11 protein-coding genes are annotated in these 12,582 nt (G+C 64.7%); 1 reads left to right on the plus strand and 10 read right to left on the minus strand.

Annotated features, from left to right (window positions below):
- Positions 1-53: 53 nt before the first annotated feature.
- From OKA04_RS24140 to OKA04_RS24175, 8 genes are all read right to left on the minus strand, one after another.
- Complete coding sequence (locus tag OKA04_RS24140; RefSeq protein ID WP_264503802.1) at positions 54-317, minus strand: LysR family transcriptional regulator; 264 nt, start codon at positions 315-317, stop codon at positions 54-56.
- Between the two features lie 38 nt (positions 318-355).
- Complete coding sequence (locus tag OKA04_RS24145; protein WP_264503803.1) at positions 356-730, minus strand: hypothetical protein; 375 nt, start codon at positions 728-730, stop codon at positions 356-358.
- Positions 731-765: 35 nt separating this feature from the next.
- On the minus strand, positions 766-1,152 hold the full coding sequence (locus OKA04_RS24150) for a hypothetical protein (protein WP_264503804.1): 387 nt from the start codon (positions 1,150-1,152) through the stop codon (positions 766-768).
- An 856-nt stretch (positions 1,153-2,008) separates the two neighbouring features.
- On the minus strand, positions 2,009-3,259 hold the full coding sequence (gene bioA, locus OKA04_RS24155) for an adenosylmethionine--8-amino-7-oxononanoate transaminase (protein WP_264503805.1): 1,251 nt from the start codon (positions 3,257-3,259) through the stop codon (positions 2,009-2,011).
- A gap of 1,076 nt (positions 3,260-4,335) precedes the next feature.
- Positions 4,336-5,184 carry an ABC transporter permease gene (locus OKA04_RS24160; RefSeq protein ID WP_264503806.1) on the minus strand — a complete coding sequence of 283 codons (849 nt, stop codon included), beginning with the start codon at positions 5,182-5,184 and terminating at the stop codon, positions 4,336-4,338.
- On the minus strand, positions 5,181-6,083 hold the full coding sequence (locus OKA04_RS24165) for an ABC transporter ATP-binding protein (protein WP_264503807.1): 903 nt from the start codon (positions 6,081-6,083) through the stop codon (positions 5,181-5,183). The genes OKA04_RS24160 and OKA04_RS24165 overlap by 4 nt, the downstream gene beginning before the upstream one ends.
- Positions 6,084-6,474: 391 nt before the next feature.
- Positions 6,475-7,014, minus strand: a complete 540-nt coding sequence (locus OKA04_RS24170) for a type II secretion system protein (protein WP_264503808.1) — start codon at positions 7,012-7,014, stop codon at positions 6,475-6,477.
- A gap of 16 nt (positions 7,015-7,030) precedes the next feature.
- The gene (locus OKA04_RS24175; RefSeq protein ID WP_264503809.1) at positions 7,031-7,651 is read right to left on the minus strand and encodes a hypothetical protein; all 621 of its coding nucleotides are present in this window, start codon (positions 7,649-7,651) and stop codon (positions 7,031-7,033) included.
- 1,223 nt (positions 7,652-8,874) lie between these two features.
- Between OKA04_RS24175 and OKA04_RS24180 the strand changes: the two genes are divergently transcribed.
- Complete coding sequence (locus OKA04_RS24180; RefSeq protein WP_264503810.1) at positions 8,875-9,057, plus strand: CsbD family protein; 183 nt, start codon at positions 8,875-8,877, stop codon at positions 9,055-9,057.
- A gap of 705 nt (positions 9,058-9,762) precedes the next feature.
- Here the strand turns inward: OKA04_RS24180 and OKA04_RS24185 are convergent.
- Both OKA04_RS24185 and OKA04_RS24190 read right to left on the minus strand, forming a co-directional pair.
- Positions 9,763-10,176 (minus strand): hypothetical protein, encoded by a 414-nt coding sequence (locus OKA04_RS24185; RefSeq protein WP_264503811.1) that lies wholly within the window; start codon positions 10,174-10,176, stop codon positions 9,763-9,765.
- 800 nt (positions 10,177-10,976) lie between these two features.
- Positions 10,977-12,026, minus strand: coding sequence for a PA0069 family radical SAM protein (locus tag OKA04_RS24190; RefSeq protein ID WP_264503812.1), 1,050 nt, complete (start codon positions 12,024-12,026; stop codon positions 10,977-10,979).
- Positions 12,027-12,582: the final 556 nt, after the last annotated feature.

The following is a 12,582-nucleotide window of genomic DNA, read 5'->3' on the forward strand; positions in this document are numbered from 1 at the left end:
ATCGGAGGATTCTCCAATGGTCGTGCGGCTCTGTACAGCCCAATTGCTCAACTTCAGTTAATTTTCAGACGGCTTCTCAGCTCCTGGAAGGCGCGGCGGCCACGCTCCGCCATGATCCTCCCCTCCTCGGTGGGGATGGACGTGCGGGCACCGCGCGACAGCAGCTTGCAATCGTATGACTGCTCCAGATCCCGCAGCGAATGACTCACCGCGGACTGAGTGACCTGCAGCCTGCGCGCCGCCATGGAGAAGCTGCCTTCATCCACCACCGCCACGAGCGCCCGCACCTGGCGGAGATCCGGAAGATACGCGCGCACGGGAGGTGAGTGCGGTGAAAAGGCTGACCCATCCGCCTTCACGCCGCGTGTGCGGTGGCCTGTGCGGCATGTGGGGCATGCGCAGCGTGAACCGGTGCCGCCAGCGGGAGAGCCCGGCAGAAGTCGCGGATCATCACCAGCATGTCCTCGTCCGCCTGGAGGCGTCGCAGGACCTTCGCGGCGATGCGTGTGTCCGGGTCCCCGGTGCCGCGCTTCCGCGTGCGGCCCAGGATTTCCAGGTGCCACACCACGCCGCTCATGCTGGTGAGCAGCGTGTGCTCGATGGAGTCGGGCAGCGGGAAGACGAGCGTATCGAAGCGCAGGATGGTCCCGCGATCCCATGAGGCCGGGTCGATGGGACACGGGTCCATCACGGCGCACTGCACCCGTTCGTCGTGGATGATGTAGAGCATCGGGAAGTTGGTGTTAGATAGAAGACGCGGGCAGATCAGGCGGCACCGGCCGCGCTGTGATCGAGCTCGCGTTCATGCTCGCGATCACGGAGCACGGAGGGAAAGCGCGCGATATTCGCGGTCGGCGAGTCCTTCACCCGGTCGAGCAGCTCCTGCGTCGCTTCCAGTTTTTTCAGGATGCGGACGATGACGCCTGCACCGGCGCGTGAGGAGGGATCGCGGGCCGGGCCCGAGACCATCACCTCCACCAGCCACAGCGAGCCGGAGGAGCTGACCAGCACCGCCTCATCGACATCATCGCCGAGGGGTGGGTAGTCGATGGTGAAGTAGACGATCTGGCCGCGCGTCCAGAGCTCCGGGAAGGCCGGGTCCAGCTCGGCGACGCGAGACAGCGCCGCGCCATCGTGAATGAGAGACAACATGATAGGAAAAAAGGTGAGATTTGAAATCGAGTGGGATGGAATCGAATGCGGGGAGGCAGGTCCACCCCGGGCAAGGAATCGGAACAAGGAACCGGCGAACGCCATCTGCCTGCCGGGGAATCGCGGGCACGACCGGGCGGCACACGCACCGGGAAACCCGCAAAAGGGCATCAACAGCAGAAGCGGCGACAACTACGACAGCAGCACCCGCCTGGCCCGCCGGAGCGGGACGAGCGGATCGCCGGGGAGTAGTGCCGATGAGCGTTCACTTGAGTTGACCGAAGTTCAAATTCGATGGTCGCACTGCAAGGACTCCTCCAATTCGGTCATCCTCTTTATCCCGTCGCCTCGCACAAGGTGGGCGGTCGTCTTCCAACGCGGCAGATCATTCCTACTAACCGGTAGGAGATCAAGCGGATTTTTCCGGAAGATACGCCGGAGGGGATTTCCGGTGCTAGGAAGTGACCATGATAAGGATCTCCATAGATCGGCATCGGGGGGGCGAATAGCGACCTAGGAGGGTCGGCATCAAAGTCGCGTAGCAACCCGAGAAGGACCGGCATTGAGGTCGCGTAGCGACCAAGGACGGTAGCCGTGGGCTTCAGCCCACGGTATGCACGCGGCGCGGAATGGTGTCGCGTGGCGACACAGGATTCGCCAGTGCGCGGCGCTATCCTCGGTGGAGTTCGCACGTCCGTCGGGTTCCTGTGTCGCTCTGCGACACCCTGTGCGCCTCGCCTATCCCGCGGGCTGAAGCCCGCGGCTACCGTCCTTGACCGCTACGCGGTCGGATGAGGCGAGCCGATCACGAAGGATGCCACCGACTTGCGATAAAGGCCCGCAGCCAATCCCGGGACTACTCCCGTGCTGCCAGGTCGAGCGCGTGGACGGCCAGCCGCAGTTCTTCCTCCGTGGTGCAGAGCGGCGGCATGAGCACGATGGTATTCCGGATCGGGCGGGTGAGCAGGCCGTGCTGGCGCGCGGCCAGGCAGACCGCGGCACCCGTGACGCCCTCGACCTCGATCCCGGCGACGAAGCCGCATTGCCGCACCGCGCGGACCCGGGGATGCGTCGCTTCCAGCTCCGCGAGGAGTTCGCCCATCAGTGCGATCTTCGGCTGCAGGTGGTGGAGGGTTTTCTCACTTTCGAAGACATCGAGGCTGGCCAGCGCGACGGCGCACCCGAGCGGATTCGCCGTGTAACTATGTCCATAGTAGAAAGCCCGCTCGTCCGCGCCGCGGAAGGCATCATAGACGGCGGCCGAGGTGAAGGTGGCCGCCATCGGCATGTAGCCACCGGTGAGGCCCTTCGCCACGCAGAGGAAGTCCGGCGTGACCTCCTCGTGCTGGCAGGCGAACATCTTCCCCGTCCTGCCAAAGCCGGTCATCACCTCGTCGAGGATGAGGTGCACGCCATGCGCGTCGCACCACGCGCGCAGCTCGCGCAGCATGCCTGCGGGCCACGGGGTCATCTCATTCACGCCCTGGATGAGCGGCTCGATGACCACGGCGGCCGTGCCGCGCACCGCCTCTGCCGGCAGTTGGCGCAGCGCCTCCATCCCGGAGACAAAGGTGACCGGCACGCCATGCCCGCGGAAGCGCTCATGGAAACGCGAGACCCCGCCGAGCGACGCCGCGCCCATGGTATCGCCATGATACGCCTGGTCGAAGGCGATGAAGCCGGTGCGCTCCGGCTCGCCCGTCTGCTGGCGATACTGGATGGCCATCTTCATCGCGCACTCGATGGCCGTCGATCCATCGTCGGAGAAGAACACGCGCTCCAGCGTCCCGGCGGGGAAGAGCGCGCACAGCCGCTCCGCCAGCTCGCTCGCCCGCGGATTCGCAAAGCCGAGGTAGGACGTGTGCGCCACCTCGTCGAGTTGCCGCGTGATCGCTGCATCCAGCGCGGGGTGATGGTGTCCGTGGATATTCGTCCAGATCGAAGAATTCCCGTCGAGATACCGGCGGCCCTCCGAGTCCCACAGCCATGCGCCCTGGCCGCGCACGAGCACCAGCGGCTCGCCCGCCACCCATGCATCCTGCGGGGTGAAGGGGTGCCAGCAGTGCTTCTTGTCGGCCTCGATCCAGCGTCGCGTGTCGTCGCGCATGGCGTCGAGTTTCGGCCCGCGAGGCCCCGGTGGGAAGCACCGTTCGTCCCTACGTGATCGTGGGATACCGGAGGGGGGGGCTTCATGCAAACTGTGCTCGTCCGGTTGAGGAACCAGCCGGGCACGGATCTTCCTCTCTGCGGGCGATCGGCGGTATCTGAGGACGGCGACCCTCGGTGACCATCAAAGCCGATCGCCCGCTGACTTTTTTCAAAGGGAGGAATGATCCATGCCGGTGATCTTGCCGGGGGCTCGCTTTGGGCGGGTGCTTTGGAAGGAAGGGTGAGCCGCGTGGAAAGGCTGGGTGTGTGAGATCTGTTAGAGAGCTTGGCGTGAGGTTGTGTGCGCGCTTATGGGAGATCGATGGGGTCGGCCTTCCGAAGGGATCGGGGCTTTTATTTCACCGCGAAATAACGCGAAAGGGCGCGAAATTTGAAAGGCAGGAAGAGAAGAATCCCCGCCTAACAGATGCCGAGTCCATCGGCGTTTTGCGTGCGTCCTCAAAGAAGCCCGAATCACCGGAAAGCCGCGCCCCGCTGGGCGGCCTGAGGAGTGTCGACGTTCCGTCGACATGGTGTGGACGGGACGTTCACACTCCTCGCGCAAAGCTATCTAACAGATCTTGTGCGGTTGGTCCTTCCCCGCGATTCGCGATTCGATCTTCTTTTCCCTGATGCATGTGGAGCGGCTGTGGTTCGAAGCAAGTGCTCTAACAGAATCGGCGAAGGGTAGCGGGGCAAGGGGCGGGACGCCCCTGCAACGGACTGGGGCAGGATGCCCCAGCCACGGGTGGGCTGGTGGCGGCACGCCAGTCGGATGTGGAGCGTGGGCGTTCCGTTCACAACGGGTCGACGGTACGTCGACCCTCCTCAGGGCTGACCTGTCGGGCGCGGTTTTCGGGGTGCTTCGGCGAAGGAGAAGGAACCGCGGAAAGCGCGAGATCACTCAAAATCTGTTAGATCAGGGCTCTGCTCTTCCTGCCTTTCAGATTTCGCGTCTTTTGGCGTTATTTCGCGGTGAAATAAACGCCCCGCCACGCTCAAAGGTCCGCTGCCCCGACGCCACCTTGATTCACTTCACGTCTTGAAATCCCGCAGGCGGAAGGCGGTGTAGCCGATGAGGAAGAGCGTGGCATTCAGGCCGAAGAGGAAGACGTAGCTGCCCGCGAGCTTCGGCCATGAGATGACGTTTTCCAGCAGGTAGACCCACGAGCTCATCCGCCAGGTGATGAAGTACTGCTCGTAGGGCTTGAAGAAGGGGAACTCCTGCAGCACCAGATCCACGAAGAGGATGCTGAGCGCCATGATGGTGGCCGCGGCGGGCTTCATCCTGAAGCACGAGAACATGAAGGCGATGGACGACAGCGTGATCATGCTGATGCCGATGCCCGCGGCGGAGAGGCCGATGCGGGCGATGCCCTCGCCCCAGGTGGGGAAGACGGCGAAGACCTTCATCTTCTGATTCCACACGAAGAGCCCGCCATCCACGCCCAGCGCCGCGACGGACATGGCGTAGCCGGTGATGCCGACGAAGAAGACGAAGGTGACCGTGTAGATGGAGACCGCCGCATACTTCAGCAGCAGGATGCGCAGCCGCGAGACGGGGCGGGAAAGGACGAGCCGCAGGTTTCCGTCCTCCGCCTCCTTTGCCACGATGTCCCCGGCGACCAGCGCGAAGTAGATGGAGCCGAGCAGGAACATACTGAAGCCCATGACCCAGTAGGTCACCGTCAGCGAGCTGTAGTAATCATCGAAGCCGAAGCCATTCCTCTCGATGAGCGTGCGCATGGTGCGCTGGCTGCCCTCGAGCTTGAAGACGGCGAGGATGATGGCCTCCATCGCGAGGAAGACGCCGTAGCCGAGATAGGTGCGCGGCCTGCCGAAGAGCTTGGCGAGCTCGCCGCGGAGCTGGTGGAGGAAGTTCATGCGGTGGCTGCGGCGGTGGGGTTCGCGGAGATTTCCAGGTAGAGATCCTCCAGCGAGCGGCGCACGGGGGAGAAGGCGGAGACGCGGATGCCGCAGCCGACCAGCGCGGCGACGATGACCGCGGGGTCCGCATCCGGCGGCAGGGCGATGCGCCCGGGAGAGATGACCTGCGCGCCATTCAGCTCCAGGAAGGTCCTGGCCTCATGCCAGGGCTCCAGGCTGACCTCATAGACGGGGGCCTCGCCGCGCAGATCCTCCAGCGAGCCGGCGTGGATGAGGCGGCCTTCCTTCAGGATGGTGACGCGGTCGCACATCTGCTCGACCTCCGCGAGCAGGTGGGAATTGAAGAGCACCGTCATCCCGCGCTCGCGGCGCAGGCCGAGGATGAAGTCGCGGAACCACTTGATGCCCTCCGGGTCGAGGCCGTCGGTGGGCTCGTCTAACAGAAGCACCTGCGGCTCCGGCAGGAGTGCCTGCGCGAGCGCGAGCCGCTGGCGCATGCCGTGGGAATAGCTGCCGACCTTCGACCGGATGCGCTTGGTGAGGCCGACGCGCTCGACCACGTCGCGCGCTGCTTTTTCATCGAAGCGTCCGGAGAATCCCGCGAGGATGCGCAGGTTTTCCCAGCCGCTGAGGTAGTCGTAGAATGCCGGGCTCTCGAAGATGGCGCCGACTTGCCTCAAGGCACCCGCGTGGTCCTCCTGCACGCAGACGCCGCCGATGTGGGCCCGCCCGCGGTCCGGCTCGACCATGCCGAGGATGATGCCGAGCGTGGTGCTTTTCCCCGCGCCATTGTGCCCGAGCAGCCCGTGGATCTCCCCGCGCTTCACCTCGAAGGAGACATCGTGCAACGCCGGCTTCCCGCCGAAGGATTTGAAGAGACCGTTAACGCGGAGCATGGGGGGACGGAGGTCGGAGGTCGGAGGTCGGAGGTCGGAGGTCAGCAGGAGCTGGAGGCGGAGTGGTGGCTTTAGCTGGCGAGTGTCCGGTTGCTTGGACTGAGGGATTTTTTCAACCGCAGATGGACGCTGATGGACACAGATGAAGAAGGGATGGGAATGGCGGGGATGATGGGAGTGAAGCGGAGTGGTGGCTTTAGCCGGCGAGTGTGGTTCGGGGGTGGGGGAAAGGAGGTGGGCTGCGGTGTGTTGGAAGGGGAAGGCGTGGGGGCGATGCGGAAAGCTTGGGGGAGTGCGTGAGCTTCGGTGGTATTGGGTGAGCTCGTGGGTGCAGGCGGGCTCGCTCGATGGACTCGCCGGCTAAAGCCAGCGCTCCGTCTCCGGCATCCGGTTACTGGCCGGTGCCAAATTCGACTTTGCTCGATGCGGAGAGGTCGGCGTAGAGGAAATTCACGCCGGAGTCGCCGGGGTGCCAGTCCTCCTTGTCCGAGATGAGGGGGATGCGCGGGTCGTCGCCTTCCTTGCCGAAGAAGACGAGCTGCAAGCGATGCCGACCGCTCTGGCTGGAATTCCAGATGTAGCTGCAGCCGGATTTTTCATAGCACTCGTGGTCCGCCGGACAGTGGAAGACTTCCGGATTCGTCAGGTAGCTCGCCAGCTCCGTTTCCAGCACCGGCTTGTCCTCGTTCTTGCCCTTCCGCCCGGCCTCGATCTCGGGCATCCTTTGCGTGTGATCCTGCAGGTAGGCCTCGAGGCCCACGCCGATCTGGCGGAGATTTGAAATGCACGCCGCGCTGTGCGACCTCGCCACCGCGGATCGACCGAGCGGCACGGCGATCGCGACCAGCACCGCGAGGATGGCGATGACCACGAGCACCTCGGTGATCGTGAAGCCGGTGCCAGCGCGCCGCGGTGTGGAGTGGGTTTTCATCTCATTTCATCTCAGGTCAACGTGTCCCGGGTCCGAATTCCTGGCCGCGCAGGCCCTGCATGAGTTCGTTCATCGACTCCATCAGCGGTGCCAGGTCGAGCTTCGTGTCCGCGCTCGCCTTCTCGAAATACGCGCGCATGCCCTCGCCCGCGATGGTCTCCAGCAGGTCGTCGCCGAGTTCGCGTGCGCGCGCCATTTCCTCCTCGGTCTTTCCGCTCTGCACCTCGCGCAGTCCTTGCTCCACGAATTCCTTCCGCTTTTCCGGCGGCAGCGCGTCGAGCGCCTCCATGAACTTGCCCATGGACTCGCGCACGGTGAGGTCGATGAAGAGCTTCTTCTCCGGCGGGCTCATCTTGCGGAAGAAGCCCTCGGTGGAGCGGTCGTCGCGCGTCTTCTCGCGTTCGGCGAAGTCCAGGCGGTTCACCAACCCCGCGATCTCGCGGAGCTTTTCCTCGCGCGCCGGGTCCATGCCGCCCTCGCGTCCGGACCAGTCCTCGAAGGCCGCGGCCTCGATCTCTGCATTCACTTTCTCCGCCGTGACCTGCCGCGATCCGGCATAGACGCGCAGTGCCACCACCCCTCCCCAGATCAGGGCGAGCAAGAGGGCGGTCTGGATCAGGATTCGATTGCGGCGCATGGCAGGACCCACCCGCAGCCTAGGCAGGAAAGGCCCGCGCGCAAGCAACCACGTGGGGGAGGGGTCGGAAGTCGGAAGTCGGAAGTCGGAAGTCGGATGGTGCCGGAGGCGGAGCGCTGGCTTTAGCCGGCGAGTGTGCTGTGCCCGGGACCAGGGGGATTTTTTCAACCACAGATCGACGCAGATGGACACAGATGAAGAAGGGATGGTGAGGGAGGAGGTGATTGGGTAATTGGGTAATTGGGTAATTGGGTAATTGGGTAATTGGGTGGTTGGGTGGTTGGGTGGTTGGGTGAAGAGGTGGGAGATGGGAGATGGGAGATGGGAGGTGGACGAAGCGGGTAAGGGATGGATGTGATGGCGGGACGGGGTGATCGGGGTTTTCAGGGCCAAGGGCCCGGCCATTCCTCAGCCCGGGCCATCGGCCCGGGTGCGGACAGGGGAATGTTGGCGGCCTGAAGGGCCGCGATACGTTTCGGCGGGTCTCGACAGGAAGGAAGACGACGAGGCAATGGCCATGTGTGAAGGCGTTCCCGTGCGGGTGCGGGCGGTGCTTGTTTGATCGAGCGGCCTGCCACGTATCGCGGCCCTTCAGGCCGCCGGTCTGTGCCGGTTCATTACCCCGGGCGATGCCCGGGGTTGAGGGATGGCCGGGCCTTTGGCCCTGGGAAGGCGGAGGGCAGAGATCGGAGATCGGAGGGCGGAGGGCGGAGGGCGGAGGGCGGAGGGCAGAACGAGTCGGATGGTGCCGCAGACGGAGCGCTGGCTTTAGCCGGCGAGTGTGGCCAACGAGCTGGTCAATGCCTCAGAGCTCACCCATTATCCATCACCCACGCCTACCCCATCCTCCTTCCGCATCGATCTCTTCTTCATCTGTGTTCCTCTGCGTCGATCTGTGGTTGAAAAAATCCACCGGTCCGGACGACACCACACTCGCCGGCTAAAGCCAGCGCTCCGCTTGCGGCGGCTTGGGAGGTGCATGCATGCATGTCGCACTCGCAGTGATGGATTCCTGCAAGCCTGCAAAAGGTGGGACAAGTCGCTTGCACGAGAGGACATCACGCTTCGGCCCGCTTCCCCGTAAGGTTTATCGACATTTGGCCGTGGTGGTCGGCCGGGGTGAGGAGGCTTGGCACGGGTCGAGATATAGAGGGATGCATGAACTGCACTGCCCGCCCCGCGGTCGGCGCTGCTTCATCAAACCAACCAAACTCATTGACCAAATGAATACCCTGCAACTCAAAGGCAACTGGAACATCGCGAAGGGCAAGCTCAAGCAGAAGTGGGCAAACCTGACCGATGACGATCTCGAATACATCGAGGGCAAGGAGGACGAACTCCTCGGTCGCATCCAGAAGCGCACGGGCCAAACCCGCGAGGAGATCGAGAAGGCGATCAAGGATTGATGGATGAAGGGGAGATGCAGCCAGCCGCGAAGGCTGTCGCGATCTTCCCGATCCATCTAACAGATTTTTCCTGTGGTCTCTAAGTCTATATGAGGCTGCGGGGAATGCAGCGGTCGTTCCGGGGGAACCGGGACGGCCGCAGTTTTTTGATGGCGTGTGCGGGAAAGAGGGGGTGCTTGGTGGATGCGGTCGTTCCATTCCACCCATCGCTGGTTTTTAGGGCCAAAGGCCCGGCCATCCCTCAGCCGGGGCCAAAGGCCCGGGTATGCGGCACCGCCCGATCGGCGACCTAAAGGGCCGCGATACGTTTCGGCGGGTCTCACCGGAAGGCACGAATCGATGGCCATGCGTGAAGGCGTGCCGTTCGGGTCACGGGCGGCGTTTTTCGAGCCACCAGCCTGCATCCTATCGCGGCCCTTCAGGCCGCCGGTCTGTGTCGATCCGCCAACCCCGGGCGATGCCCGGGGCTGAGGGATGACCGGGCCTTTGGCCCTTCGGAAGGCAGGAGGATGGAGGATCGAGGTCGGAGGTCGGAGGGCTGGCTTTGGCCAGTGAACGTTGTTCGGCAAGGTCCGTCTTCCCAGTTTCTTCATCCCTTCTCCATCTGTGTGCATGAGTGTCCATCCGTGGTTGAAAAACACAGTGGTCGGGATGGATGGACTCGCCGGCTAAAGCCAGCGCTCCGCCTTCGGCGCGGTTGTGGATTCAGCCGTCTTCGGGGGCGCCGGTGCTGGTGTCGGGGTCTTCGTCGAAGAGATCGCCAGTGGCGAGGCGGCAGGCGGCGCCGAGGATGGACCCGATGACGATGCCGACGAGGAAGCCGAGCGCGGAGCCGGCAAGAATGGCGAGCCAGAGGGGCGGGTGCCCTTCCATGACCTTTGGCAGGATCCAGAAGAAGAAGCCTCCACCGGCCCCGCCGAGGATGGCCTTGAAGGCGGACTCGACGACATCGTCATCGGCCAGCGAGGAGAGCACGCCCATGGTGACGGCGACGGGCAGCGCGAACCAAGGGACGGCGGAGGAGAGGAGCATGAGCCCGTAGGCGACGGCCCCGCCAAGCAGCCCGGCCAGGGTGAACTTGAGCGTGTCGTGCCTAGCGATGATCCCCAGGAGTTTCATTTCATCGGGATGGGATCATTCAGGCTAATACTTATCTGCCGGGGAGATCCAGCGGAAATGATAAGCATAGGTGAGTCACCTATGTGGCATCGCGGAGGTCGGAGGTCGGAGGTCGGAGGTCGGAGGTCAGAGGTCAGAGGTCAGAGGTCAGAGGTCAGAGGTCAGAGGTCGGAGGTCGGAGGTCGGAGGTCGGAGGTCGGAGGTCGGAGGTCGGAGGTCGGAGGTCAGATGGCGGATGGCGGATGGCGGATGGCGGATGGCGGATGGCGGATGGCGGATGGCGGGGCGTTTTTCAGGGCCAAGGGCCCGGCCATTCCTCAGCCCGGGCCATCGGCCCGGGTATGGACGCGGAGATGATGGAGGCCTGAAGGGTCGCGATACGTTTTTGGCGGGTCTTGCCGGAAGGCCGTGAAGCCAGGGCCATGTGTGAAGGCGTTGCCGTGCGGGTGGCGGGTGGCGTTTTTTGATCGGCCGGCCTGCCCCGTATTGCGGCCCTTCAGGCCGCCGACCTGTGTCCGTCTATTACCCCGGGCGATGCCCGGGGCTGAGGGATGGCCGGGCCTTTGGCCCTTGAAAGGGTGGTTATCGGGGAGGCGGAGGTCGAACGGACCGGGCAAGTGATCGGTTTGGCGGGGATGTACTGCGAGTCTAGTAGCAGCTGGAGGTGGCTTCGGGCGGAATGAATTCCGCGTTCCCAGTGGTGGTGGTGCGGGCTTTTGTGGTGGGTTCGCCTACCGTCGAAGCGCGCCGGTGGCACGCGGTCCCAAGGGGGTGCTCCGCTCCGGGTGCGGTGGCTTTCGTTAGAAGAGTTCGCCTTGGCCGGGGAGGACCTTGCGGAAGGACTGGTCGCTGAGGTCGGGGGGGCGGGTGGCGAGGCCGAGGCGGCGGCAGGTGGCGTGGTGGAGGGCGCGGAGCTGGCCGGCGGCCTGGCCGCTGCCGCGCATGCGGGTGCCGGGGACGGTGCTATTTAGCCCGCCGCCCTGGGCGGCACGGATGCGGTTGAGGATCTTTTCCTTCCTGTCGGGGAAGTGCCGCGCGAGCCAGCTCTCGAAGATGCCGGCGACGGCACCGGGGAGGCGGACCATGGAGTAGGCGGCGAAGGTGGCTCCGGCGTCCTTTGCGGCGGCGAGGATGGCGGGCAGCTCGTGGTCATTCAGTCCGGGGATCATGGGGGCGGCGCTGGGGCCGACGGGGATGCCTGCGTCGGCGAGGGCGCGCATGGCGGCGAGCCGGGCGCGGGGGGTGGAGGCGCGGGGCTCGAGGATGCGGGCGAGCGCGGGATCGAGCGTGGTGATGGAGAGGTAAACGCAGACGGCGCGGTGGCGGGCGAGCTCGGCGAGGTGGTCGATGTCGCGGGCGACGAGCGCGTTCTTCGTGATGAGGGCGACGGGCTGGCGAAAGCGGGCGAGGACCTCGAGGCAGCGTCGGGTGATCTGGAGCTTCCGCTCGACGGGCTGGTAGCAGTCGGTGACGCCGCTCATGGCGATCTTCCCGGGGGAGGTTTTGCGGCGGGCGAGTTCGCGCTCGAGCAGGGCGGGGGCGTCGGCTTTCACGACGATCTTCGACTCGAATTCCAGCCCGGCGGAGAAGCCGAGGTACTCGTGGTAGGTGCGGGCGTAGCAGTAGGAGCAGCCGTGCTCGCAGCCGCGATACGGATTCACGCTGAAGTCGAAGGAGAGGTCGTCGGCGGTATTCCGGTTCAGGATGCTCTGGGAGTCATCGCGGAGGAAGGTGGTGCGGAGCGGGCGCGGGTCGTCATCGATCCACGCGTCGTCATCGGTCTCGAAGGAGAGTGCCTCGAAGCGATTGGCGGGATTTTCCTGCGCTCCCCGGCCGCGGTGCGGGTCCATGGGGGGAGATTCGCGGGGATGGGGAGTGGAGGCAATGGAATTGTTCGGATGAACAATTTATGATCTCAGTGCGGGGTGTGATTTTCTCCGGAAGTGTTTGGTGGAAAGTGGCTTTCACCCTGGGTTCGCAGTGCTGTCCAAGCGGGCCGGTGGCCGCGCGCTCCCAGGGGGGCGTCGTGGTGGCAGGCGGCTTTTGTCGGTGGTTCGCACGACCGTCCAAGCCGGCTGAAGCCAGCGCTCCCGGCTGCGCCGAGCCGGGGAGTCGCTGGGACCGGCACGAAGCCATCCCCGCCTCCCGCCATATCAACAATGTCGGCATCGCCCTCACTGGGAACGCGGAATTCATTCCGCCCGAAGCAATCCTTACGGCTGATGGCTTGGGGTGGAAAGCTGCTTTCACCCTGGGTTCGCAGGGCTGTCCAAGCGGGCCGGTGGCCGCGCGCTCCCAGGGGGGCGTTGTGGTGGAAGGCGGCTTTTGTGGTGGTTCGCACGACCGTCCAAGCCGGCTGAAGCCAGCGCTCCCGGCTGCGCCGAGCCGGGGAGTCGCTGGGACCGG

Origin of the sequence: Luteolibacter flavescens (assembly GCF_025950085.1) — a bacterium.
Lineage (GTDB): Bacteria > Verrucomicrobiota > Verrucomicrobiia > Verrucomicrobiales > Akkermansiaceae > Haloferula > Haloferula flavescens.

What these genes read in the sequence shown, in the direction of transcription:
- OKA04_RS24190 (WP_264503812.1), bottom strand. Translation starts at nt 12,026, where the DNA reads ATGGACCCGCACCGCGGCCGGGGAGCGCAGGAAAATCCCGCCAATCGC.
- OKA04_RS24165 (WP_264503807.1), bottom strand. Translation starts at nt 6,083, where the DNA reads ATGCTCCGCGTTAACGGTCTCTTCAAATCCTTCGGCGGGAAGCCGGCG.
- OKA04_RS24175 (WP_264503809.1), bottom strand. Translation starts at nt 7,651, where the DNA reads ATGCGCCGCAATCGAATCCTGATCCAGACCGCCCTCTTGCTCGCCCTG.
- OKA04_RS24160 (WP_264503806.1), bottom strand. Translation starts at nt 5,184, where the DNA reads ATGAACTTCCTCCACCAGCTCCGCGGCGAGCTCGCCAAGCTCTTCGGC.
- OKA04_RS24185 (WP_264503811.1), bottom strand. Translation starts at nt 10,176, where the DNA reads ATGAAACTCCTGGGGATCATCGCTAGGCACGACACGCTCAAGTTCACC.
- OKA04_RS24150 (WP_264503804.1), bottom strand. Translation starts at nt 1,152, where the DNA reads ATGTTGTCTCTCATTCACGATGGCGCGGCGCTGTCTCGCGTCGCCGAG.
- OKA04_RS24170 (WP_264503808.1), bottom strand. Translation starts at nt 7,014, where the DNA reads ATGAAAACCCACTCCACACCGCGGCGCGCTGGCACCGGCTTCACGATC.
- OKA04_RS24180 (WP_264503810.1), top strand. Translation starts at nt 8,875, where the DNA reads ATGAATACCCTGCAACTCAAAGGCAACTGGAACATCGCGAAGGGCAAG.
- bioA (WP_264503805.1), bottom strand. Translation starts at nt 3,259, where the DNA reads ATGCGCGACGACACGCGACGCTGGATCGAGGCCGACAAGAAGCACTGC.
- OKA04_RS24145 (WP_264503803.1), bottom strand. Translation starts at nt 730, where the DNA reads ATGCTCTACATCATCCACGACGAACGGGTGCAGTGCGCCGTGATGGAC.